The 22587-nt window shown below is 74.3% G+C and carries 14 protein-coding genes; 7 read left to right on the plus strand and 7 right to left on the minus strand.

Going from position 1 to position 22587, the window contains the following annotated elements:
• Window positions 1-189: 189 nt before the first annotated feature.
• Window positions 190-2991, plus strand: coding sequence for a SpoIIE family protein phosphatase (locus tag OG625_RS07130; RefSeq protein ID WP_329377428.1), 2802 nt, complete (start codon window positions 190-192; stop codon window positions 2989-2991).
• A gap of 125 nt (window positions 2992-3116) precedes the next feature.
• Here the strand turns inward: OG625_RS07130 and OG625_RS07135 are convergent, their stop codons facing one another.
• On the minus strand, window positions 3117-5213 hold the full coding sequence (locus OG625_RS07135) for a SpoIIE family protein phosphatase (protein WP_329377430.1): 2097 nt from the start codon (window positions 5211-5213) through the stop codon (window positions 3117-3119).
• Window positions 5214-5376: 163 nt separating this feature from the next.
• Between OG625_RS07135 and OG625_RS07140 the strand changes: the two genes are divergently transcribed.
• From OG625_RS07140 to OG625_RS07155, 4 genes are all read left to right on the plus strand, one after another.
• Window positions 5377-6414, plus strand: a complete 1038-nt coding sequence (locus OG625_RS07140) for a hypothetical protein (RefSeq protein ID WP_329377432.1) — start codon at window positions 5377-5379, stop codon at window positions 6412-6414.
• Between the two features lie 69 nt (window positions 6415-6483).
• A complete protein-coding gene (locus OG625_RS07145) occupies window positions 6484-10917 on the plus strand; it encodes an AAA family ATPase (protein WP_329377434.1) in 4434 nt (1477 codons plus the stop codon).
• Window positions 10918-10923: 6 nt separating this feature from the next.
• Window positions 10924-12087, plus strand: a complete 1164-nt coding sequence (locus OG625_RS07150; protein ID WP_329377436.1) for a trypsin-like peptidase domain-containing protein — start codon at window positions 10924-10926, stop codon at window positions 12085-12087.
• Window position 12088: 1 nt separating this feature from the next.
• The gene (locus OG625_RS07155; RefSeq protein WP_329377438.1) at window positions 12089-13171 is read left to right on the plus strand and encodes a trypsin-like serine peptidase; all 1083 of its coding nucleotides are present in this window, start codon (window positions 12089-12091) and stop codon (window positions 13169-13171) included.
• Between the two features lie 21 nt (window positions 13172-13192).
• On the opposite strand, the gene OG625_RS07160 is transcribed toward OG625_RS07155, so the two are convergent.
• The 5 genes from OG625_RS07160 to OG625_RS07180 form a co-directional block, all read right to left on the minus strand.
• Window positions 13193-14044 carry a sulfurtransferase gene (locus OG625_RS07160; protein WP_329377440.1) on the minus strand — a complete coding sequence of 284 codons (852 nt, stop codon included), beginning with the start codon at window positions 14042-14044 and terminating at the stop codon, window positions 13193-13195.
• A 25-nt stretch (window positions 14045-14069) separates the two neighbouring features.
• A complete protein-coding gene (locus tag OG625_RS07165; RefSeq protein ID WP_329377442.1) occupies window positions 14070-15422 on the minus strand; it encodes an MBL fold metallo-hydrolase in 1353 nt (450 codons plus the stop codon).
• 70 nt (window positions 15423-15492) lie between these two features.
• Entirely contained in the window at window positions 15493-16614 is a 1122-nt protein-coding gene (locus OG625_RS07170; RefSeq protein ID WP_329377444.1) for a sulfite oxidase, read from the minus strand.
• 305 nt (window positions 16615-16919) lie between these two features.
• On the minus strand, window positions 16920-18110 hold the full coding sequence (locus tag OG625_RS07175; RefSeq protein ID WP_329377446.1) for an amino acid aminotransferase: 1191 nt from the start codon (window positions 18108-18110) through the stop codon (window positions 16920-16922).
• A complete protein-coding gene (locus OG625_RS07180) occupies window positions 18103-19059 on the minus strand; it encodes a DMT family transporter (protein WP_329377448.1) in 957 nt (318 codons plus the stop codon). Before OG625_RS07180 ends, OG625_RS07175 begins: the two co-directional genes overlap by 8 nt.
• A gap of 160 nt (window positions 19060-19219) precedes the next feature.
• Between OG625_RS07180 and OG625_RS07185 the strand changes: the two genes are divergently transcribed.
• Window positions 19220-19702 (plus strand): Lrp/AsnC family transcriptional regulator, encoded by a 483-nt coding sequence (locus tag OG625_RS07185; RefSeq protein ID WP_329377450.1) that lies wholly within the window; start codon window positions 19220-19222, stop codon window positions 19700-19702.
• Here OG625_RS07185 and OG625_RS07190 read toward each other — a convergent pair.
• Window positions 19660-21108 (minus strand): glycosyltransferase family 87 protein, encoded by a 1449-nt coding sequence (locus OG625_RS07190; protein WP_329377452.1) that lies wholly within the window; start codon window positions 21106-21108, stop codon window positions 19660-19662. The two genes, OG625_RS07185 and OG625_RS07190, sit on opposite strands and share 43 nt — an antisense overlap.
• Before the next feature lie 113 nt (window positions 21109-21221).
• Here OG625_RS07190 and OG625_RS07195 point away from each other — a divergent pair, with 113 nt between their 5' ends.
• Window positions 21222-22385, plus strand: coding sequence for a molybdopterin-dependent oxidoreductase (locus OG625_RS07195; RefSeq protein ID WP_329377455.1), 1164 nt, complete (start codon window positions 21222-21224; stop codon window positions 22383-22385).
• Window positions 22386-22587 lie beyond the last annotated feature (202 nt).

The following is a 22587-nucleotide window of genomic DNA, read 5'->3' on the forward strand; positions in this document are numbered from 1 at the left end:
CCGCCGCAGACCCTCCCCCAGACTCCGTCCGGGGGGGACCCCCACTCCTCAAACGCCGGACGGGCTGGATTCGGCTGATGCCTGCCGCCAGGCGCGGGGCGGAGCCCCGGGGGCAGCGCGCGGCCCCCGTGACGCCTCCGTCGACGCAGCGGCCTCTCCAAACACCCTGGACAGTGTTAGAAAGGGCTCATGACCGGACGTTTTGGTCGCCAGCCGACCGGGTGGGGCTCGCGCCCGTTCGCGCGCTTGTCCCGGTGGTCGCACAGCGTCGCCGGCCAGGTCTTCGCCCTCCAGGCGGTGATCGTGCTGCTGCTGATCACCGCGGCCTCGGTGGCCCTGGTGGTGCAGGCCCGGTACGCCAGCGAGCGGGGCGCCCGCGACCGCTCCCTCGCCGCGGCCGAGGCCTTCGCGCACGCCCCCGGTCTGCCGACGGCCCTGAAGTCGGCCGATCCGACCGCCGAGCTCCAGCCGCTGGCCGATGCCGCCCGCGTGGCCTCGGGCGTGGACTTCATCGCGGTCATGACCACCGACGGGATCCGCTACACCGACTCCCGCCCCGAGCTGATCGGGCAGCGCGCCGTCGGTGACCTCGCGCGCGCCGCCAGCGGGAAGTCCTTCACCGAGATCTTCAGGGGCGAGCCCAGCGACGCCGTCCGCGCCGTCGTCCCCGTCCGGGACGCGAGCGGGGCCGTGGTCGGGCTGGTGGGCACCGGCATAGACGTGGAGAACGTGTCCGACGTGGTCGAAGACCAGCTGCCGCTGCTCCTCGGCGCGGCGGCCTGCGCCCTGCTGCTCGGTACGGGCGGCGCCGCCCTGGTCAGCCGGCGGCTGCGGCGCCAGACCCGCGGGCTGGGCGCGGCCGAGATGACCCGGATGAACGAGCACCACGAGGCCGTTCTGCACGCCGTCCGCGAGGGCGTGCTGATCATCGGCGCCGACCACCGGCTCGCCCTCGCCAACGACGAGGCCCGCCGCCTCCTGGACCTGGCGCCCGACGCCGAGGGGCGGCACGTCGGCGACCTCGGCCTCGACCCGCACACCGTCGAGCTGCTGGCCTCCGGCCGGGTCGCGACGGACGAGGTGCACCGGGCGGGCGACCTGCTCCTCGCCGTGAACGTACGGCCCACCAAGCCGTTCGCCGGAGAGCCCTCCGGCACCGTCATGACCCTGCGCGACTCCACGGAGCTCGCCGCGCTCTCCGGGCGGGCCGAGGTGGCCCGCAGCAGGCTCCAGCTGCTGTACGACGCGGGGGTGCGGATCGGTACCACCCTGGACGTGGTGCGCACCGCCGAGGAACTGTCGGAGGTCGCCGTCCCCCGCTTCGCGGACTTCGTGACGGTGGAGCTGCTGGAGCCGGTGCTGCGCGGTGACGAGCCCGCCCTGGCCACGGGCCTGTACACGGAGATGCGCCGGGCGGCCATCACCGGGGTGCGCGCCGACTCCCCGCTCCAGCCGGTCGGCGACATCATCCGCTTCGTCGTGCCGACGGCTCCGATGGCCGCCGCGCTGGACGCCGGGCACGCGGTGCTCGCGGCCGATCTGCACGCCGCGATGGGCTGGCGGGCCGATGACACGGCCGGGACCCGGGTGGCCCTGGACTACGGGCTGCACTCGCTGATCTCCGTACCGCTGCAAGCGCGTGGCGTCGTACTGGGCATGGCGAACTTCTGGCGGGCGGCCGACACCCCGGAGGCCTTCGACGAGGAGGACCTGTCCTTCGCCGAGGAGCTGGCGGCGCGCGCGGCCGTCTCCATCGACAACGCCCGCCGCTTCACCCGCGAGCACGCGACGGCCGTCACGCTCCAGCGCAGCCTGCTGCCCCGGGTGCTGCCCGACCAGAGCGCCGTGGACGTGGCCTTCCGCTACCTGCCCGCGAAGGCGGGGGTGGGCGGGGACTGGTTCGACGTGATCCCGCTGCCCGGGGCCCGGGTGGCCCTGGTGGTCGGCGACGTCGTCGGGCACGGCGTGCACGCGGCGGCGACCATGGGGCGGCTGCGGACCGCCGTGCACAACTTCTCCACCCTGGACCTCCCGCCCGACGAGCTGCTCGGCCACCTCGACGAGCTGATCAACCGGATCGACCAGATCGACAACGGCGGCGGTGCCGACCGGTCCGGAGACGGGGACGGGAACGGGGAGGGGATCGGCGAGCCGGCCGGGGTCACCGGCGCGACCTGTCTGTACGCGGTCTACGACCCGGTGTCCGGCCGGTGCGTGATGGCCAGCGCCGGGCACCCCGGGCCCGCACTGGTCGGCCCCGACGGGCAGGTGGAGTTCCCCGAGCTGCCGACCGGGCTGCCGCTCGGCGTCGGCGGCATGCCCTTCGAGACCACCGAACTCCGGCTGCCCGAGGGGAGCCGGCTCGTGCTGTTCACCGACGGCCTCGTGGAGGACCGCGACCGGGACTTCGACACCGGCCTGCGATTGCTGGGCGAGACCCTCTCCCGGCCCGGCCGGAGCCCCGACCAGGCCTGCTCCGACGTCCTGGCCGCGATGCTCTTCCCGGTGCCGAGCGACGACATCGCCCTGCTGATCGCGGACGCCCGGCGGCTGGAAGCGGACCGGATCGCCGAATGGGAGGTGCCGGGCGAGGCCTCGGCCGTCTCCCGGGTGCGCAACGCGGGCGCGGCGCAGCTCGCGGCCTGGGGCCTGGAGGACCTCTCCTTCACCACCGAGCTGATCCTCAGCGAGCTGATCACCAATGCGATCCGGTACGGGAGCGCGCCCGTGCGGGTGCGCCTGCTGCGCGACCGCAGCCTGATCTGCGAGGTGTCCGACGGCAGCAGCACCTCACCGCACCTGCGGTACGCGGCCACCACCGACGAGGGCGGGCGCGGGCTGTTCCTCGTCGCGCAGTACGCCGACAGGTGGGGCACCCGCTACACCGACCGGGGCAAGGTGATCTGGGCGGAGCTGCCGCTGACCGGGGGCAAGGAGCCGCTCCCGGCGGCGCCGCTGGACCTGGACGCGCTGGAGGACCTGGCCTGGTGACGGGGGCGGCGACGCGGGCCGGTGACGCGGGGCAGTGATGCAGGCCGGGACGCGGCTCGGTGCCACAGGCCGGTGACGCGGCGCAGTGACGCAGGCCGGTGACGTGACGCGGCGACGCAGCGCCGTCAGACCGGTCGGGTGCGGGCCAGCAGTACCGCCACGTCGTCCTGCGGAGCCACCGGCAGCAGGCTCGCGAGGATCCCGTCGCAGAGTTCCTCCAGCGGCCGGTCGGAGCCGCGCAGGGCCCGCGCGAGCTGCCGCATTCCCTCGTCGAGGTCCCGGTCGCGGGCCTCGATGAGCCCGTCGGTGTAGAGCACGAGCAGGCTCCCCGGGGGCAACCGCACCTCCTCGGTGCGGAAGTCCTGGCCGTCTCCCGAACCGCAGCCGGGCCCGGAGCCCGTGCCGGTGCCAAGGGGAGTGCCGGGCGGGCCGTCGAGGAAGGTGATGGTGCCGTCCGCGGCGACGACGGCCGGCGGCGGGTGGCCGGCGCGGGCGATGACGCAGCTGCCCGTGGCCGGGTCGTGGACGGCGTAGACGCAGGTGGCCATCTCGTCCTCGCCCAGGTCGGCCACGACGGCGTCCAGCGAGCGGAGCAACAGGTCCGGGGGCACGTCGTGGCGCGCGAGGGTCCGTACGGCCGTGCGCAGCTGGCCCATCACGGCGGCGGCGTGGATGCCGTGGCCCATGACGTCGCCGATGACCAGCCCGGTGCGGCCGCCGGGGAGCTGGATGGCGTCGAACCAGTCCCCGCCGACGTCGTGGTCGCTGGCGGGCAGGTAGCGCCCGGTGAGTTCGAGGCCCGCGACCTCGGGCAGCGCGCTGTTGGTGAGGCTGCGCTGGAGGGTGAGGGCGGCCCGGCGCTGGGCTGTGAACATGCGGGCGTTGTCGATGTTGAGGGCGGCGCGCGCGACCAGCTCGTCGATGAGGACGCAGTCCTCCTCTTCGAAGGGCCCTCGGGCGCGCAGCCGGGTCACGGCGACGGCGCCGAGCACCTTGCCGCGGGCTACCAGCGGGACCATCCGGGCCGCGCCGAGGGTGGCCAGGTAGTCGCGCAGGGCGTCCGCGCGCGGGTCGGTGATCAGCGCGGGGATGTCGGAGACGTACAGGTCCATGGGCCGGCCGTCGCTGATGACCTGCTCGTACACGCTGCCCACGGGCAGCTGGAAGGTCTGCCCGGCCGCCAGCTTCGCGGTGGGCGCGTCCGGGTCGGGGAAGACGGCGGCGAGGCGGCGCAGGACGCCCCGGGCGGAACCGGCGGCGGCGGTGTCGTCGGGGTCGAGTACGGCCTCCAGCAGCTGGACGTCGGCCGAGTCGGCGAGCTGCGGTGCCAGGACCTCCGCGATCTCCTGGGCGGTCTGGTGCAGGTCCAGGGTGGTACCGATGCGGGTGCCGGCCTCGGCGAGCAGGGCGAAGCGGTGCCGGGCCCGGTCGGCGGCGGCCTGGGCGCGCTGACCCTCGGTGATGTCGATGAGGGAGGCGATCAGGCCGAGGCGCCGCCCGGAGCCGTCGAGCAGCGGGGCGTAGGAGCAGGACCAGGTGCGGTCGTGGTCGGGGTCGGCGGGGGTCCGCCCGGTGCGGCGTACGTCGACGACGGCCTTGCCCCGGTCGAGGACCTGTCGCATGGTCGCCTCCAGCGCGGTGGCGTTGACCCCGGGTACCACCTCGGTGAGGCGTTTGCCGAGGTGCTCGGCGGCGGGGACGCCGTTCATCCGGGCGAGGGCGTCGTTGACCCGGAGGAAGCGCAGGTCGGGGCCCAGGGTGGCGAGGCCGATGGGCGACTGGGTGAAGAGGCTCTGGAGGGCGGCGAGCGAGTCGCGCATGTGGAGGACCTCGGAGGTCTCCACGGCGACGAGCATGGCCCCCGTACGCCCCTGCGGGTCGGCGGCCGGGACGATCCACATCTCCATGGGGACGCGGTGTCCGTCGCGGTGGCGCACGGGCAGGGTGCCGATGACCGTCTCGCCGGCCTGGACGCGCCGGGTCAGCTGCCCGGCGAGCTCGTGGTTGGCCTCGGGGACGAGGACGGTGGTGCCGACGCGGCCGATGATGTCCTCGGGGCGGTGGCCGAGCAGGTCCTGGGCGGCCAGGGACCACTCCACGACCCGTCCGTCGGCGTCCTCCCGCCACAGGGCGATCGGCAGCAGCTCCCGGAGCACGCCTGCGTACCCGACAGCCGCCACCGGCTGGTCCGGCACCTCGCTCGTCGACTGGTACGTGTCCAATGCACCGACCTCACCCCGGGGGGCCTGATTCCTACCGATTCACCCTATCCGAGGCGTGAGCGCGCGGCTCTGCGTCCGAGGACCCTTGTCACGGCCGGCCGCTGTTCGGGTGGCCCGGCGCGGCGCACCGTGAGGGAGGGGCCGGGCGCGGTATCCCCTTGTCATGACCGACGCCACGATCGTCTACGTCCACGGCAACGGGAACAAGGCCCGCAAGGAGCTCCTCAAGTCCCAGTGGGACAGGGCACTGTTCGGCACGGACATGGGGACCGCCTCGCGCATGGCCTACTGGGCCCCGCTGCGGTACGGGGACCCGCTGCCCGACGACGAGCCGGACCCCCTGGCCGGCGGCCCGGTGCCGCTGGAGGAGCTGCCGGACCTGGGGGCGGCGCGGACCCCCGAGGAGTTCATCGAGGTCACGCTCGCCGAGGCGCGCCTCGAATCCGGGCCGCTGCCGGAGGGCCCGGCGGCCGGGGGCCGGTCTGTGGAGGACCGGTCGGCGGAGGACCGGTCGGCGGAGGGCCGGTCGGCGGAGGGCCGGTCGGCGGAGGGCCGGTCGGCGGAGACCGGCGAGGAGCGGCTGGCCGGGTGGCTGGCGAAGATGACGTACTCCGCGGAGACCCTCGGCCGCTCCCCGGACGCCATCTCCGGCCCGGCCTCCGCGGACCTGCGCGAGGCGCTGCCGCTCCCGGGCTTCCTGCGCACCCCGGTCTTCGAGCTGCTGGTGGGGCTCACCTTCAAGGACGTCCACGCGTACTTCTTCGGCGGAGTGGGCGAGGCGATGCGGGACGTCGTGCGCGGCGAGCTGGCGGAGGTGGGCGCGGGGCCGCTCGTCGTGGTCGGGCACAGCCTCGGCTCGGTCATCGCGTACGAGGTGCTGCGCGAGGCGCGACGGGACGTCAGCCTGTTCGTCACGGTGGGCTCCCCGCTCGGCATCACCGAGATCCAGGACCTGCTGGCCCACCCCACGGCGGTACCGGCGGGCGTGGCGGCCTGGTCCAACGCCTCGGACCTGCGGGACCTGGTGGCGCTCGACCACTCGCTGCGGCCCGAGTACGGACCGCCCTCCCTCGTCACCGACCATCTGGTCAGGAACGACAGCGGCAACCACCACGGCATCCGCCAGTACCTGGCCTGCGAGCCCGTCCGCAGCCAGGTGACGGCGCTGTTCGGCCGCCTTGCGACCGGCGGGGGCCGGTGAAACCATGACAGGTATCAGGCAGTCCGTCTTCCCGCTCCGCTGTGGCGGCCGCGGCTGTGCAGGTGCGGTATGTCGCTCACCGATACCGAATGGGACCTCGTCACCGAATGGGCGCGGGACTACCTGTTCGTCGAAGGTGAACCGCGCCCCCGGCTCATCCAGTTCGGTTTCTCCCGGGAGTTCGTGGGCGAGATCCGGTTCGGCGGTTCGAGCAGCGAGCACGCGGTGGCGCTGGTCGAAGCGGTCCGCAACGACGGGGTCGAGGCCCAGCTGCGGTTGCTCGACGCACTGGTCCGGCTGGACTCGCTGACCTCGCTGCCGGCCGGAGAGGTGGCCCTGCGGCTCAAGGAACGGCTGGAGGAGGCCGCGAAGTCGCGCGTCCCGCCACTCGACCACTATCTGGCCGGCGTGCTGCGGGGCGGCGCCGAGGTGTTCATCGACCGGGCCGATCTGCGCGCGAGCCTGCGGGAGTTCGCCGAGGATCCCGAGAAGACGGTGCTGGTGGTGGACGGCGACCCGGACAGCGGGCGCTCCTACACCTACGCCCTGATCAGGCACGTGGGCGCGCGCTGCGGGTTCCGTCCGGTCCGGGTGACGCTGAACCGGACCTCGACCGCCGAGCAGGTGGTCCAGCGGCTCGGCGAGTTCGTCGCGGACGCGCGGACCGGTATCTCGCCCGTGGATCCGACGGGGCCGAACGATCCACCGCCCTCGGTCGACGTGGCCGTGCACCGGATCGTCAGCCGGGCCACCGCCGCCGAGGAGACGTTCTGGCTCGTCCTGGACGAGTGCGACAAGCTCGACGTCAACTCCGACGTCTGGGACTGCATCGGCAAGCTCGCCCTGGCCATCTACGAGCACACCCCGGTCCGCAGACAGAGCGCGCCCCGGCTCGTCCTGCTCGGCTATTCCGCCACGATGCGTCAACTCCCCTACGAGATCGGCAAGAACGAGGTGCGGGACACGGCCCGGGTGGCCGGGGCGGAGGACCTGCGGCAGTTCTTCGACACCTTCTTCGCGCAGACCCCGCCGCCGTCCGGCCGGCCTCCCCCGGACGGGCCGGGGATCGCCGCCCTGGTGGAGGCGGCCGTCCCCGCCGTCCTGCGGGCCGGCGCGGCCCCCGGCCCGGACAGTTACATGCGCAAGGTCTGCACCGCCGCCGAGGACGCGGTCCGCCTCTACCGTTCGCTCGCCCCCGGCGAGGAGTTCGCGGCGCGGCTGTGCGAGCGGCTCTCCGCCGCGGCCTCCGCGCCGGGCCCCGCGCCGGTGACGGCCCTGCGCCGGGCCTACCGGGAGGCCGTCTGCCTGCTCGACCGGTTCGACCCCGCGCGGCTGCGGCTGCCCGGCGAGGAACGGCCATCCGGGAAGGGCGTACTGGAACTGGTCGAGGACTGCCGGGCCGTGGGCACGCGCAACACCCTCGCCTGGACGCTCAAGCCGGAGGTCCGCGACGCGGCCCTGCGCGGCCTGGCCGGCCCGGAGGCCGCGCGCCTCGCGCTGCTGGCCAACGCGGACCAGATCCCACCCGGCCCGGGCCCCGAGCGCACGGCGCTGGCGTACCTCGACGGCGCTCCCCCGGACCTGTCCCGGCAGAGCGCGGACGAACTGCCGGACGTCCTGCGGGCGGTGCTGTGGCTGGACCGGATCCCGGGGGACGGCGGTGCCCCTGGCGCCCCCGGCATCCCCGGTGCCCCTGACGTGTCCCGTGTCCCCGACAGGGCCGGCGTCCCCGGTGTGCCCGATGGCCCCGGCGCCCCCGAAGTGTCCGGTGTCCCCGCCGCGTCCGGCGTCCCCGGCACCCCCGACACGTCCGGTGTCCCCGACACGTCCGGTGTCCCCGACGCGTCCGGTGTCCCCGACGCGTCCGGTGTCCCCGCCGCGCCCGGTGTCCCCGGCACCCCCGACGCGTCCGGTGTCCCCGACGTGTCCGGTGGCCCTGGCGTGTCCGGCGTCCCCGGTGTCTCCGGAGCCTCCGGCGCCCCCCGCATCCCCGGCGTCCCCGAGCCGGCCGTCGTGCAGGGGCTGCTGGAGCACGCGCGGCTGATGCAGCCGCTTGAGCGCCTCGTACGGGACTCCTTCCAGGGGCGCGCCGCCGAACTGGCCGACCTGCGTGCCTACATCGACCTCGCCCCCGGCGCCACGGTGCCGCCGGTACTGGTCCACGGGCTCGGCGGGATCGGCAAGAGCACCCTGCTCGCGAAGCTGCTCCTGGACAGCCTGCGCGATTCCCCCGCCCGGTTCCCCTTCGCCTACGTCGACTTCGAGCGGCCCACCCTCTCGGTCCACGAACCGGCCACCCTGGTCGCGGAGATGGCCCGCCAGCTGGGCATCCAGTACCCCGACCACCAGGAGGACTTCAACGCCCTGGCCCGGGAGTGCGAGGAGACCGCCGGCACCCACCGCGCCGAACAGGGCGCGGTGGACGAGCTGTACGAGCTCTCCACCACGCGGGCCACGATGGGACGGCCGTCCTCGTCGGGGGTCCACGCCATGGCCGCCGTCCGCGAGGCGGAGTTGGCGCGGCGCCTGGCGGCCCTCGTCGTACGGGCCGTGGGGACCCCGCCCGGGCAGGCGCAGCCGCCGCTGGTCCTGGTCATCGACTCCTTCGAGGAGGCCCAGTACCGGGGCTCCCCCGTGCTCGGCCGGATGTGGGCCGTGCACTCCGCGCTCCAGGAGGGCCATCCGCGGCTGCGGACCATCGTGTCCGGGCGGCTCCCGGCGCCGCACCCGGCCCGCCCTGTGCAGCCGCGGACCCTGGAACTCGGCGACCTCGATCCGGCGGCCTCGGTGGCCCTGCTGATGTCCTGCGGGGTCGCCGACGAGCGGCTCGCCGCGGAGCTCGCGGCGCGCGTGGGCGGGCACCCGCTGAGCCTGAAGCTGGCCGCCCGTGCGGCCGTCCAGCAGGGTGCGGAATCGGAGCCGGAGGCGCTGGGCGAGCTGATCGAGAGCCTGCCGGCCCGACGGCGGCGCTTCTTCCGGAAGGTCGACCAGCTGCTCATCCAGGGGACCCTCTACGAACGGATCCTGGCGAAGATCGGGGACCGGGAGGTCCGGGCGCTCGCCCAGGGCGGCCTGGCCCTGCGGACCATCACCCCGGAGCTGATCCGGGAGGTCCTCGCCGGGCCGTGCGGACTGGGGACGCTCCCGGACGGGGAGGCGGACCGGCTGTTCGGGCTGCTCGCCCGGCTCGACCTCGTGGAGGACGCCGGGCCGGGAGCGCTGCGCCACCGCGCCGACCTGCGGGCGATCATGCTGCGGCTGGCCGACCGGGCCCGTACCGATCTGATGCGGGCGGTCGGGACGCGGGCGGTCGCCCACTACGCGGCCGTCGCGGGGCCCCGGGCGCGGGCCGAGGAGATCTACCACCGGCTGCGGCTGAACGAGAGCCCGCGCTCGGTGGAGCGCCGCTGGCTGCCCGGGGTGGAACGGTTCCTCGCGGGGGCCGACCAGGACATGGCCGGGCGGTCCGCCGCGTACCTGACCGGGCACCTAGGCGGCCACACCCCGGACGAGGTGATCGCGGAGGCCGAGCAGGAGGACTGGGAGCGGATCGCCGCCCACGAGGTGGAGGACCTGCTGTCGCAGGAGCTCGCCGTGGCGGCGGCCACCCGGCTCGCGGAACGCCGGCCGTGGACCCCGGGCAGCCCGCTGCACCCCCTGTGGGTGGAGACCCTGGACCGGCTGGGCCGGCGCGCCGAGGCCCGGGAGGCCGCCGACGCCGCCGTGGACCGCGCCGACCGGGCGGGTTTCCCCGAGCTCCAGCTGGAGCTGCTCCTGCTGTCGGCGCGGCTCGCGGAGTCGGACGGCGACCACGATGGGGCCGGCGCCGACCTGGTGGAGGCCGAGGAGGTCGCCACGGGCCTCGGCCGGGACTTCGAGGCGCTGGGCGCGCTGCTGGCCCGCGCCCGGCTGGCCGACGGCTCCGAGGCCGGTGACCCGGAGGTCGGGGGCAGGCTCGCGGAGCGGCTGCGGCGGCTGACGGACGCCCAGCTGGCCCGGCAGCCCGCACTGGTCCGGGCGGCGGCCGCCGAGGTCTCCCGGGAGCACCCGCGGGTCCTGGAGCACACCCTGGACGTGGTGGGCCTGCCCGAGACGGAGGAAGGCGTACTGGACACCCTGGCGGAGGCGATCGGCCGGGCCGCGGCCCGCCGGCCGGAGCTGCGCGCCTCCCTGCTGGAGCTGCTGGAGAACGCCGTCGGCCCGCCGGATCGGGCCCGCGCGGGCAGCGGTACGCACACCGGGATGACGGGCCTCCTGCGCGAGGCCAGGCGGCGCGGCACGCTCGACCGGTTCGCGCGACGGCTGCTGAACCTCGACGACGGGAGCGGGGAACTCGCGTCGGCCGTGGCCGCGGCGATGGGCGCGGGCACACCCGGCACGACCACGCCCACGCCCACACCCGCCGCCACCGCCTCGCCCACACCCGAACCGGCGGCCGCCACACCCGTGCTCACGCCGGTGGACCGGCAACCAGGCGAAGGGAACGGCCGCAGTGCGGCCTGACGCACCATGACGAGCGACCCGTACCTCCCGCCGGACGACATCGTGCGGCTGCGCGACACCGCGGTGGAGCAGGGCCTGACGGACCCCGCGCTGCGGCGGCTGCTGTTCGAGGGCGTCCTGCCGAAGTACCGCGGTTCACTGCCGCTGCTGGCGGCGCCCGGCCCGCAGGTCCAGTCGGATCTGAACGAGATGAACCGGGTGGAGCGGCTGGTCGACGGCACCGTCCCGCTGGCCGTGTGGCTCCGTAACGCCGCCGACCAGCTCACCGACGCCGCCGCGCGGGACGTCTTCCTGAAGGCCCTGGACGAGGTGGTGCGCGACGCGGCGGGCGAGCCCGACGTAGCGCCCGACGTGCCCACCGGGGAGACCAAGGAGGAGATCGTCTTCCGGGACGACACCGTGCCCTTCGGCTTCCTGAGCGGCGGCGCGCTGGCCGGGACCTCGGTGGCGCGCGTCAAGGTGCTGCCGTACGAGGGCGGCGCGCTACTCCGGCCGGTGGCGCTGCCGCACAACGGTACGGGCTGGCTGATCGCCCCCGGACTGCTCGTGACCAACCACCACGTGGTCAACGCCCGCAAGCGCACCGCCGGCGAGCGCCAGGTGGCCGACCCGGCCGACCTCAACCTCCAGGCGCAGGGCTCTCGTTCACGGTTCGACTACGTCAGCGAGGACGACGCGGATGCGGAGGAGGCGCACGCGAGCGGGCTGGAGGCCTCGGACGAGGAGCTCGACTACGCGGTGCTTCGCCTGAGCGGGGCGCCGCCGCGGCCCTGTCTGCGCGTGGCCACCGAGCCGTTGACGGTGGCCGCGGACACGCCCGTGGCCGTCAACATCATCCAGCACCCGGGCGGGGAGCCGAAGCGGATCGCGCTGCGCAACAACCTGGCCTTCGACGCGGACGAACGCGACGTGCGCTACTTCACCGATACCCGGGGCGGCTCCTCCGGCTCACCCGTCCTGACCGACGACTGGACGGTGGTGGCCCTGCACCGGGGCACCCGGCGCGTCTCGGACGTCAGCTTCCAGGGCAAGACTACGGCCTTCGTGAACGTCGGCACCCAACTCAGCGCGATCATGGCGCACTTGCGGGAGCACAGCCCGCAGGTCCACGCCGAGATCGCGGCGGCCCAGTCCGAGATGGGGCGCCCTGCGCGCCCCCAGGAGGTGTGAGATGCGCGGTGGATCACCGGTGGCGACCGGGCCCGAACAGGTCTTCACGGAGGACCTGTTGGAGGTCGCGGCGCGCGTACGCGAGCAACTGGACGCCGAAATACCCGAGTCCGAGGAGGAACTGCCCGCGCGGGAGGCCGCGGCCGGACGGATCGGCCGGGCCGCCCTGGATGAGCGGGCCACGGTGTTGCGGGCGGGGGTCCGCGGGCTGGAGAAGCTGGCCGCGGGCCGCGCCGGGGACGTCGACGAGGACGAGTACTTCGGAGTCGAGGCGATCGTGCTGCTCGAGGGCAGGCCGGCGATCCTCGTCCAGAACCAGGACTTCGCCCCGCAGGTCGGCGACTGGGCGCTGCTCGACGGGCAGCGGGCGGGCATCCGGCAGTCGATCGCCCGCGTCGGCCGGGTGGAGGTCTCCGGTCACGAGCTGGACTGGCTGGGCACGGGCTTCCTGGTCTCGCCGTTCGCCGTGATGACCAACCGCCATGTGGCCGCCGAGTTCGCGCGCGCGGACGGCGCGGACGGTTTCGCCTTCCGGCAGGGCATGGGCGCGTCCGTGGACACCGGGGAGCAGCTCGGTGCGCCCACGGGCGGCGGCTCGTTCGAGTTCGAGGTCACCGGGGTGATCGGCATCCACCAGGACGTGGACATGGCGCTGCTACGGGTCTCCCCGGCAGCCGCCGCCGGTGGCGAAGCGCCGGCTCCGCTCGCGCTCGCGGCCGACGCGCCGCCGGATCTGGCGGGCCGGCCGGTGTACGTGGTCGGCTACCCGGCTGCGGACGGCCGGCGCAACGAACCGGCGGCCATGAGCCGCATCTTCATGGACGTCTACAACGTGAAGCGGCTCCAGCCGGGCACGGCGACCGCCCTCCTCCCCGACGGGGACACCGGCGGGCCCGGGTTCACGATGACGCACGACTGCTCCACGCTCGGCGGCAACAGCGGCTCCCCGGTCTTCGACCTCGCCGACCACCGGGTGCTCGGCCTGCACTTCGGCGGCCGGTTCGGCTCCGCGAACTACGCGGTGCCGCTGTTCGAGCTGACGGACGACCCGCTGCTTGAGCGGGCCGAGGTCAACTGGGTGTGAACGGAGCGGCCGTCGGGGAGTTCAGCCCAGGGCGACGGGGGCGCCGACCAGTGATCCGTACTCCGTCCACGAGCCGTCGTAGTTCTTGACGTCCGAGTAGCCGAGCAGTTCGTGGAGCGCGAACCAGGTGTGGGAGGAGCGCTCGCCGATGCGGCAGTACGCGATGACCTCACGGTCCGGGGTGATGCCCCTGCCCAGGTACAGCATCCGCAGCTCGTCCGCGGACTTGAAGGTGCCGTCGTCGTTGGCCGCCTGCGCCCAGGGGACGTTGGCCGCCCCGGGGATGTGTCCGGGCACCTGGGCCTGTTCCTGCGGCAGGTGCGGGGGCGCCAGCTTTTCGCCCCGGTACTCCTCCGGCGAGCGGACGTCGACCATGTGGACCCCGTGGCCCACGCTCTCCAGCACCTCGGTGCGCAGTGCGCGGAACTGCGGGTTCTCCTGGCCGGTCACCGTGAAGTCGGTGCGCTCGTACCTCCGGACGTCGCGGGTCGTGTCCCGGCTCTCCAGCTCCCACTTCTTGCGGCCGCCGTCGAGCAGCTTGACCCGGTTGAAGCCGCGCAGCCGCAGGATCCAGTAGGCGTACGCGGCGAACCAGTTGTTGTTGCCGCCGTAGAGGATCACCGTGGTGTCGTAGCCGACCCCGGCTTCGGCGAGCAGCCGTCCGAGCGCCTCGCGGTCCAGGTAGTCGCGTCCCACGGGGGCGTGCAGGTCGGTGGTCCAGTTCCAGCCCACCGCGCCGGGTATGTGGCCCTGCTCGTAGGCGGTGGTGTCCTCGTCCACGTCGATGACGCGTACGGTCCCGTCGTTCAGGTGCGCGGCCAGCCACTCGGTGTCGACCAGTGTCTCCGGATGGGCGTATCCGTCGCCGCTCATGGTCCGCTCCTCTCGTGTGCGTGCGTCATTGCCCTGCCGTCAGCTCGTCCACCCCGCCCCGGATCACCGCCGTCACGGGGATCCCCGCGCGGTCCAGCAGCCCCGCTGCGATCGTCGCCCGGCGGCCGCTGCCGCACACCACCCAGATCTCGCGGTCCCGGGTCAGCTCGCCGATCCTGTGCGGCAGTTCGGCGAGCGGTACGCGGAGCGTGCCGGGGACTCCGCCTTCCGGGTGCTGCGGGCGCACGTCGAGCACCTGCCGTCCGGCGAGGTGCCCGGCCAGCTCGGAGACGTCCGCGGTGCGGAAGGAGCGCAGTGGGCGGCCGGCGGAGGCCCAGGCGCCGATGCCTCCCGCCAGGTAGCCGGCGACGTCCTCGTAGCCGATCCGCAGGAGTTGGGTCATCGCCTCGCGGGCCGCTTCCTCCTCAGGCTCCGGCACCACCAGGACCAGGCGGGTGCCGAAGGGCACGACCTCGCCGACCAGGCCCGCGAACCGGTCGTCGAGCTCGTCGCAGATCGAGTCGGGCAGGTGGGCGGCGGCGAACTCGGCGCGCCCTCGCCCGTCGACGACCTGCGCACCGCCCCCGGCCAGCCCCTCCACCACGGCCGGGGTGAGCGGCCGGGGTGCGGGCGGGCCGCCCAGCACCTGCGGACCCTTCCGGTTGATCGGCCCCATGTGGCGGTAGTAGGCGGGGTACGGCGGCAGGCCCATCAGCCGCCCGCTGACGAACTCCTCCTCGTCCCGGGTGGCCAGCACGGGATTCGTACGCCGTTCCGCGCCCACGGTGCTGGTCCGCTCCCCCGCCGCCGGGCCGGCCGCGCAGGAGCTGCCCGCGCCGTGCGTCGGCAGCACCCGGGTGGCGTCGGGCAGCAGCGCGAGGCGCCCGAGGCTGCGGAACTGGGCGCGCGCGAGTTCCTCCGTACGCCCGGGGCCGGAGAGGTCGGTGCGGCCCGCGGTGCCGACGAGGAGGCTGCCTCCGGTGAAGACGGCGGTGGGCGGCCGGTCGGTGTCGTCGAAGACGAGGTACGAGGTGTGCTCGGCGGTGTGGCCGGGAGTCTCCATGGCCCGCACGGTCGCGTCGCCGACGGAGATCTCGTCGCCCTCGGCCATCGGCAGGTGGTCGAAGGCGTACGGTGCGCGGGCCGGGCCCGCCACGGTGGCGCCGGTCGCCGCGCGGACCTCCAGGGCGCCGGAGACGTAGTCGTTGTGCACGTGGGTCTCCAGCACGTACCGGATCCGCACCCCCCTGGACGTACAGGACTCCACCAGTGCCCAGCTGTCCCGTTGCGGGTCGACCAGGGCGGCCTCGTCGCCGCTGACGAGGAGGTAGCTGGTGTCGCCGAGCGACGCGGTGGTCATGACCTCGATCTCGCTCATTGCCCTCGCCTCGGATGCCTCGGTACCTCTGTGCCTCTGTGCCTCTGTGCCTCGGGTGCCTCGGGTTGTCTCAGACGACGACCACCTCGACCGAGGACACCGGGTTGCAGCCGTAGCCACGGGCGTTCCACGGTGCCCGCGGCGGCTGGGTGTCGCCGTGTGCGTCGGTCGCGCGGGCCAGCAGCCGGTACGGGCCTGGGCGCCGGGGCGTCCACCGGTAGGACCAGCCGGTCCAGGCGTAGGGCCCGGGCGGGGGCTCCAGCACGGCGTCGGCCCAGTCCCGGTCGCCGAGCCGGCCGAGGTCGCCCAGCTCCCCGTGGTCGTCGTCGCCCTGGTACGCGGCCCGTACCTCGACCCGCCGTACGGGCACCCCGTCGCCGGACCAGGCCCGGCCCCGGACGAGGGTCTCGTGGCCGCGGCGCACGGCGGTGTCCGGCTCGGGTTCGGTGATGAGCGACTTGACCCTGACCGTGGTCACGGGCCCTTCGGGGGTGCCGCGCGAGGCCGTGTAGACGTACTCCTCGGCCTGGAAGACCCCGGCGAACGGGTCCGTCACGGCCCGCGCCTCCACCAGCCACTTCACGTCGGCGACCGCGTAGCGGCCGGGGACCACGAGGCGGACCGGCGCGCCGTGCTCGGGGGCGAGCGGCTCGTCGTTCATGTGGGTGACCAGGAGGGTGTCCGGGTGGAGTGCCTCGGCCAGGGGGAGGCTGCGTTCGAAGGCGGTGGGCAGGCCGTGCACGGTGCCGGAGTCGGCCCCGGTGAAGACGATCTCCACGGCGGCCGGACCGATCCCGGCGCGGGCGGCGAGCGCACGGAACGGAACGCCCGCGAAGTGGGCGCAGCCGACGGCTCCCTGGGTCCAGGGCAGGCCCGGCGGGCGGGGGGTCATCATGGCGCGGCCGTTGCCCGCGCACTCCAGGACCACGTCGAGTTCCCGGCGCTCCAGCCCGAGCAGCTCCTCGTAGCCGATCTCGAAGGGGGCGGCGACCTCGCCGGCGAGGCGCATGCGCCACCGCTGGGGCGTGGTCCGCGGGATGCCGAAGTGGTCGCGCACGAAGAAGGCCCCCACGGGGGTGACCGGCTCGATCAGGGCGGCCGGTGGGGTCTGCGCGTTGTACGGGTCGGACGTGACCGTTTCGGGTGCCCAGGCCGTGGCTCCGGGTCCGGGTGGGATCGACCATGCGGTCATGGGAGTACCTTCGCTCGGGCTCGTTTCGAGCGCGACGCAGATCTCTTTCAGCTTACGTCCGGGGACCTCTTGACTCTGGACAAATAGGGAGGAAACTCGTCTTTACACCGGATCACCGGAAAGAGCCGCAGCCGCCCTCTGGAGACGTCCAAAGGCCCGCGTGACCCTTGTCCAGGCTCTGGCCAGGCCCCCGGCGGACCTCGTTCGACCATGGGAGCCACCTGCGACGGCGGATGGCTCGTGGAATCGACGGGACTGCCGGGGACTGTCTTGTCCCCGTTCCGAAGTCCTGCGCCGGAGACGTTCTACGGCAGATACGTCGCCACGGCGGCGATGCCCCGCGCGAGGCACGGGATCCGGTCCCCGGGAATGCCCGCGATGTTGACGCGCCCCGAGGTCGTGCCGTAGATCGCGAAGTCCCTGCGCAGCCGGAGCATCTCCTCCGCCGTGAGCGGGAGCATCGAGAACATCCCCTTCTGCCCCGCCAGCACCCGCGCCTCCGCGCCCAGGCCCAGCGCGCTCAGGTGGGCGGTCAGCACGGCCCGGTTGGCCGTGATCCGGCCCCGCATCAGGTCCAGTTCGGCGCGCCAGGCGGCCCGCAGCCCGGCGTCCTCCAGGATCGTCGTCACCACGGCGGCGCCGTGTTCGGGCGGCATCGAGTACTGGGTGCGGGCGGCGTTCTGCAGGGCGGTCTCGGCGTGCCCCGCGGCCTTGGCCGAGGCGCCGAGCACGATGGCGCAGCCGACGCGGTCGCTGTAGAGGCCGAAGTTCTTCGAGCAGCTGACGGCGATCAGCATCTCCGGTACGCGCGCCGCCAGCATCCGGGTGGGCAGCAGATCGGCCTCCAGGCCGTCGCCGAGCCCGTGGTAGGCGAGGTCGACGAAGGGCACCCAGCCGCCGGTGACGGCCGATTCGGCCAGCGCCTCCCAGTCGTCCAGCAGCGGGTCCACGCCCGTGGGGTTGTGGCAGCAGCCCTGGAGCAGGACCACGTCGTCGCGGCCCGCGGCGCTCAGCTCGCGCAGCACTCCCTCGGTGTCGAAGCGGCCCTGGGCGTCGCGCCAGCCGTACGTGCGCACCTTCAGCCCGGCCGCCTCCAGGATGGGGCGGTGGTTGACGTAGGCGGGGTCGCTGATCCACACCGTGGTGCCCGGCCGGGTCCGGCAGATCAGGTCGGCCAGCAGCCGCAGGGCGCCGGAGCCGGCGACGGTCTGGACGGCCGCCGCCCGCTCCGAGGGCCCGCCGGCGCCCAGGACCATCGCCAGCAGCGCCCGGTTGAAGGCGGTGTTGCCGGAGAGGCCCCGGTACTCCTTGGACGCGGAGCGCTCCGCCAGCCGGATCTCGGCCTCCCGCACGGCGGTCATGACGGGGGTGCGCCCCGACTCGTCGCGGTAGACGCCGAGGACGAGGTTGAGGCGTTCGGGGCGCGCGTCGGCGCCGAACTCGTCGGTCAGGACCCACAGCGGATCGGCGGGCGGCGGCGGGAGGAGCTCAAGCATCTGCGGGAACCTTGGGTCGTGGGCGTCGGTTGGCGAGGACGACGCCGGCGGTGATGAGGGGGACGCCGAGGAGGACGGCGAGGGTCGGTGACTCGCCGAGTACGGGGACGGCGAGCAGGACCACGGCAACGGGGCTGAGGCTGCCGACGACGGAGCTGCGCTCGGCTCCCAGCCGGCGGATGGCGAAGGCGTAGAGCAGGCCGGCGCACAGTCCGACTCCGAGCCCCTGCACGACCAGGAACAGCGCGATGTCGGATCCGGCGGCGTGCGCGAGGCCCGTCGGGAGCACCCCGGTCAGGACGAGGAGTCCGATGATCGCGAAGGAGGGCAGGCAGAGCAGGCCGATCGACCCGACGGGATCGAGGTCGACCTCCTTGAGCCCCACCGTGTACAGCGCCCACAGCCCGCTGGCCACCAGCAGCGTGCCGGCGCCCGCCAGTACGCCGGTGTCCACCGGGACCACGTAGCGCCAGACGAGGGCGGCCACGCCGACGGCGATCAGCGCGAGCCCGGCCGCCTGCGTGCCGCGGGGCGCGCGGTGCCCGCGGGCCACCATGAGCGCGGAGACGAAGAGCGGGACCATGCCCGGCACGATCGAGCCGACGAAGGCGGCGGAGGTCAGGGCGCCGCCGTGCATCGCCGCGAGGAAGAACGGCACCCCGGCGCCGCACACGATCTTGATCGCGGCGCCCGGCCGGACCCGCGCGATGCGGTGGCGGCGGCGCCACAGGGCGGGGAACAGCACGACGAGCGGGACGCCGAAGCGCAGCAGGGCGGCGTCGGCGGGCAGCAGGGAGGAGGCGCTCAGGGCGCGGGCGCTGAGCGCGAAGGCGGCCCAGATGGCAACGGTCACCAGCAGGGCCGCCATCCCTTCGGCCTGCGGGGAGAGCGGGCGCCGCCCGGCCGCTGCGGGGGGTGCGGCGGCGGCCGTGGTGTCGATGGCGACCAAGGGTGGCTCTCCGGCTTCCGGGGGTGCTGCGCGTACGGGATTCCGTACCTCCGCAACGCTAGGGCCTGGGCCGGGGCAGTCGATTGCCAGTTCTGCCTCCCGGACATACGTTTGGGGCAGGATCTGCCAAGGATCTGTAAAGATCCGCGGAGGAGTGGCCATGGACGCAGTCGATCTGCAGATCATCCGGGAATTGCAGGCCGACGGGCGGCTGTCCAACCAGGACCTCGCCGACCGTGTCCGCCTCTCCCCCTCACCGTGCCTGCGCCGGGTCCGGCGCCTGGAGGAGGCGGGCCTCATCCGCGGCTACACGGCCATGGTCGACCAGGTCGCCTTCGGGCTGCCGATCACCGTGTTCGTCCGGATCCGCCTCGAACGCCACTCGGCGGCGGCGGTCCGCACCTTCGAGGAGCACGTCCAGGTCATCGAGCACATCCAGGACTGCTACCTGATGGCGGGCAGCAGCGACTACCTGCTCCGGGTGGTCATCGAGGACCTGGAGGCGTACGAATCCCTGGTGCGCGACCGGATCCACGCCATCCCCGGCATCGCCTCGATCGAGTCGAGCTTCGCGTACGGCAGCGTCAAGCAGTCCCGGACCTACCCGCGCCCCACCCCGGGCGCCTCGGCGCGCCGGCTCTGAGCCCGCCCCTTGGTCCGCCTCCGAGTCCGCCTCCCAGTCCGCCTCGCGCTCCAGCCGGCGAGGACGGCGGCGGCCGCGAGCGCGTAGGCGACCGTGCCCGTCGCCTCGCCGAGGGCCCGGCCGGTGACGTAGGCGGCGGCGCCCGCGACGGCGACGGCGAGCCACTCCCAGCGGCCGTCGAGGGCGACGAGGGCGACCAGCAGGAGCGCGTACCAGGAGTAGCCGGGCGTCATGAGCAGGAAGGCCGTCCCGGTCACCAGCAGCGCCCCGCTCCAGGGACGTTCGGGGTCCCCGCGCCGGAGGACGTACGCGACCACCGCCGCCATGACGAGGACCACGAGCGGCAGCGCCCAGGCGTCGGGGAACAGCAGCCGCAGCAGGGCGTACCGGCCGCGCGCCGAGGCGTCCTCGTAGCCCTCCTCCTGGGCGTAGCCGCCCAGGTAGCCGAGGACGGAGGAGTGCGAGACGAGGACGTACGGCAGGTAGACCAGCCCGACCACGGCGGCCGCGGGCAGCAGCACGGCGACCGCGTCGCGCGTCCGCCGCACCCCGGACAGGGCGCCCGGCAGCAGCACCGCGGGCAGCAGCTTCGCCGCGATCGCCAGCCCGAACAGCGCGCCGCCCGCGGCCCGGTGACGGACGACCACCCCGAGGGCGGCGACGGACAACAGGACGGCGAGCACGTCGACATGGGCGTTGTTCACCGCCTCGACGGGCACGGCCGGGCACCAGGCCCAGTAGGCGGCGGTACGGGGATCACCGCGCCGGCGCAGGACCAGCAGGAGCGCGCAGGTCGTGGCCACGGACAGCAGGGCCGCGCCGGTCTGCAGGGGCCCCAGGCGCGCGTCCGGCGGCGAGAGCGCGTGCACGAGGAGGAAGTACCCCTCGGCCACGGGCGGGTAGACGGTGTGCACCCGGGGCCGGTTGATCCGGGTGCACACCCCGGCGGAGACGGGCGCCAGGTCCGGTCCGGCGCAGGCGGCCGCGCCCTGCGGGAAGAGCCAGCGGTCCCGCAGCGGCAGGAGCGCGGGATCGGCGGGAGCGTGGTCGTACGGGGAGGTCCCGGCCGCCTGGACCCGGCCGTCCCAGGCGTAGCGGAAGGAGTCGGTACTGGTACGGGGGGCCGCGACCAGCCCGGTGGCGGCGACCACCACCGAGCCGGCCAGCACCAGCGGGACGACGTGGCGGGCGGGTACCGCCCGCAGGGCCAGTGCGGCCGCGGCGAACAGAGCCCAGCCGGCCGCGTACCACCAGGACAGCCCGACCGGATCCGCGAACCAGCCGTCCTTGCGGACCGTGCACGCGAGGACGGCGGCGAGGGCGGCCAGGAGGAGGGCGGCGACGGCCGTACGGAACCGCGGGCGCGGGCCGGTCCTCGTCCAGGCCGTCGGGCGGTGGCTCTGCATGGCGACAGCCTGGCAGCGGTGGACCGGCGCAGCCGCCTCGCACGGCCCGGTGTCCGCGATTCGTAAGGTGTCGGATCCACCGCTCGGCGCCGGACGGCGCTGTGATGGACGGCATGACTCCGCGAGCCCGCCGGCGCCCCGCCTTCCCGCCCGTCAGACCTCCCTCGTTCAAAGGCCGCCTGCACGACGCCCGTACCGCGACCGCCGTCGGACGATGGCTCGGCGCCGCCTTCGCGGTGTGCTTCCTGACCGGGCTGATCAGTCACTACCTCCAGCATCCGCCCGGCTGGGCGGCGAACTCGCTGCCGAGCCGGCCGGTGTGGGGGTACCGGCTCACGCAGGGGCTGCACATCGCCTCCGGGCTCGCGGCGATCGTGCTGCTGCTCGTCAAACTGTGGGCGGTGTATCCGAGGCTGTTCGTGTGGCCGCCGGTGCGGTCCGTGCGGCACGCGCTGGAGCGGCTCTCGGTGGCGGTGCTGGTGTCGACGGCCGTCTTCCAGGTCTTCACCGGTCTGCTGAACATCGTCGAGTGGTACCCGTGGCCGTTCCCCTTCGTACAGACGCACTTCGCGGTGGCATGGGTGGTGGCGGGCTCGATCCTGCTGCACCTCGCCGTCAAGGCACCCGACATCAGGGCACATTGGAGCCGGCGCTCGACCGGCACCCTGGCCCTGCCCGCCGAGGACGCCCGGGACCGGCGCTCGCTGCTGCTGGGGGTCGGGGCGGCGGTGGGCGCGGTGACCCTCACCACCGTGGGGCAGGCCTTCACCCCGCTGAAGCGGCTGGACCTGCTGGCGCCCCGGCATCCCGACTTCGGGCCCCAGGGGCTGCCGGTCAACCGTACGGTCGCCGCGGCCGGCGTGACGGAGGCGGCGCTGCGCGACTGGCGGCTCGAAGTGGTCGGACCGGAGCCGTACACGCTGACGCTGGATCAGCTGCGGGCGCTGCCGCAGACGCGCGCCCGGCTGCCGATCGCGTGCGTGGAGGGCTGGAGCGTGGAGGCCCGCTGGGCGGGGGTGCGCGTACGGGACCTCGTGGCGCGGGCGGGCGGGCCGCCGGGGTGCGGGGTCCGGGTGGTCTCCCTCGAAGTGGCCGGTGCCTACCGGGTGATGGAGATGGGAGCGGAGTACGTACGCGATCCGCTGACGCTGCTGGCCCTCACCCTGAACGGGCAGGTGCTGGAGCCGGACCACGGCTACCCGGCGCGCATCATGGCGCCGAACCGTCCGGGCGTACTGCAGACGAAGTGGGTCACGCGGCTGGAGGTCCTCCTGTGAAGACGCCGACCGGACCGGGGGCGCTGCGCTGGTCGCTGGCCGCGGCGGGCCTGCTGCTGATCGGGATCGGCGGCTGGCAGCTGTCACGGCTCCCGGCGCCGGCGGACGTAGGCATCTGGCTGGCCGGCGCGCTCGTCCTGCACGACGGCCTGATCGCACCGCTGGTCCTGGCCGTCGGCTTCCTGATCGCCGCGGTTCCCGC

It is taken from the genome of Streptomyces sp. NBC_01351 (assembly GCF_036237315.1).
Lineage (GTDB): Bacteria > Actinomycetota > Actinomycetes > Streptomycetales > Streptomycetaceae > Streptomyces.

Coding starts and splice junctions, on each gene's coding strand:
- OG625_RS07130 (WP_329377428.1), top strand. CDS start 190: ATGACCGGACGTTTTGGTCGCCAGCCGACCGGGTGGGGCTCGCGCCCG.
- OG625_RS07140 (WP_329377432.1), top strand. CDS start 5,377: ATGACCGACGCCACGATCGTCTACGTCCACGGCAACGGGAACAAGGCC.
- OG625_RS07145 (WP_329377434.1), top strand. CDS start 6,484: ATGTCGCTCACCGATACCGAATGGGACCTCGTCACCGAATGGGCGCGG.
- OG625_RS07150 (WP_329377436.1), top strand. CDS start 10,924: ATGACGAGCGACCCGTACCTCCCGCCGGACGACATCGTGCGGCTGCGC.
- OG625_RS07155 (WP_329377438.1), top strand. CDS start 12,089: ATGCGCGGTGGATCACCGGTGGCGACCGGGCCCGAACAGGTCTTCACG.
- OG625_RS07160 (WP_329377440.1), bottom strand. CDS start 14,044: ATGAGCGGCGACGGATACGCCCATCCGGAGACACTGGTCGACACCGAG.
- OG625_RS07165 (WP_329377442.1), bottom strand. CDS start 15,422: ATGAGCGAGATCGAGGTCATGACCACCGCGTCGCTCGGCGACACCAGC.
- OG625_RS07170 (WP_329377444.1), bottom strand. CDS start 16,614: ATGACCGCATGGTCGATCCCACCCGGACCCGGAGCCACGGCCTGGGCA.
- OG625_RS07175 (WP_329377446.1), bottom strand. CDS start 18,110: ATGCTTGAGCTCCTCCCGCCGCCGCCCGCCGATCCGCTGTGGGTCCTG.
- OG625_RS07185 (WP_329377450.1), top strand. CDS start 19,220: ATGGACGCAGTCGATCTGCAGATCATCCGGGAATTGCAGGCCGACGGG.
- OG625_RS07190 (WP_329377452.1), bottom strand. CDS start 21,108: ATGCAGAGCCACCGCCCGACGGCCTGGACGAGGACCGGCCCGCGCCCG.
- OG625_RS07195 (WP_329377455.1), top strand. CDS start 21,222: ATGACTCCGCGAGCCCGCCGGCGCCCCGCCTTCCCGCCCGTCAGACCT.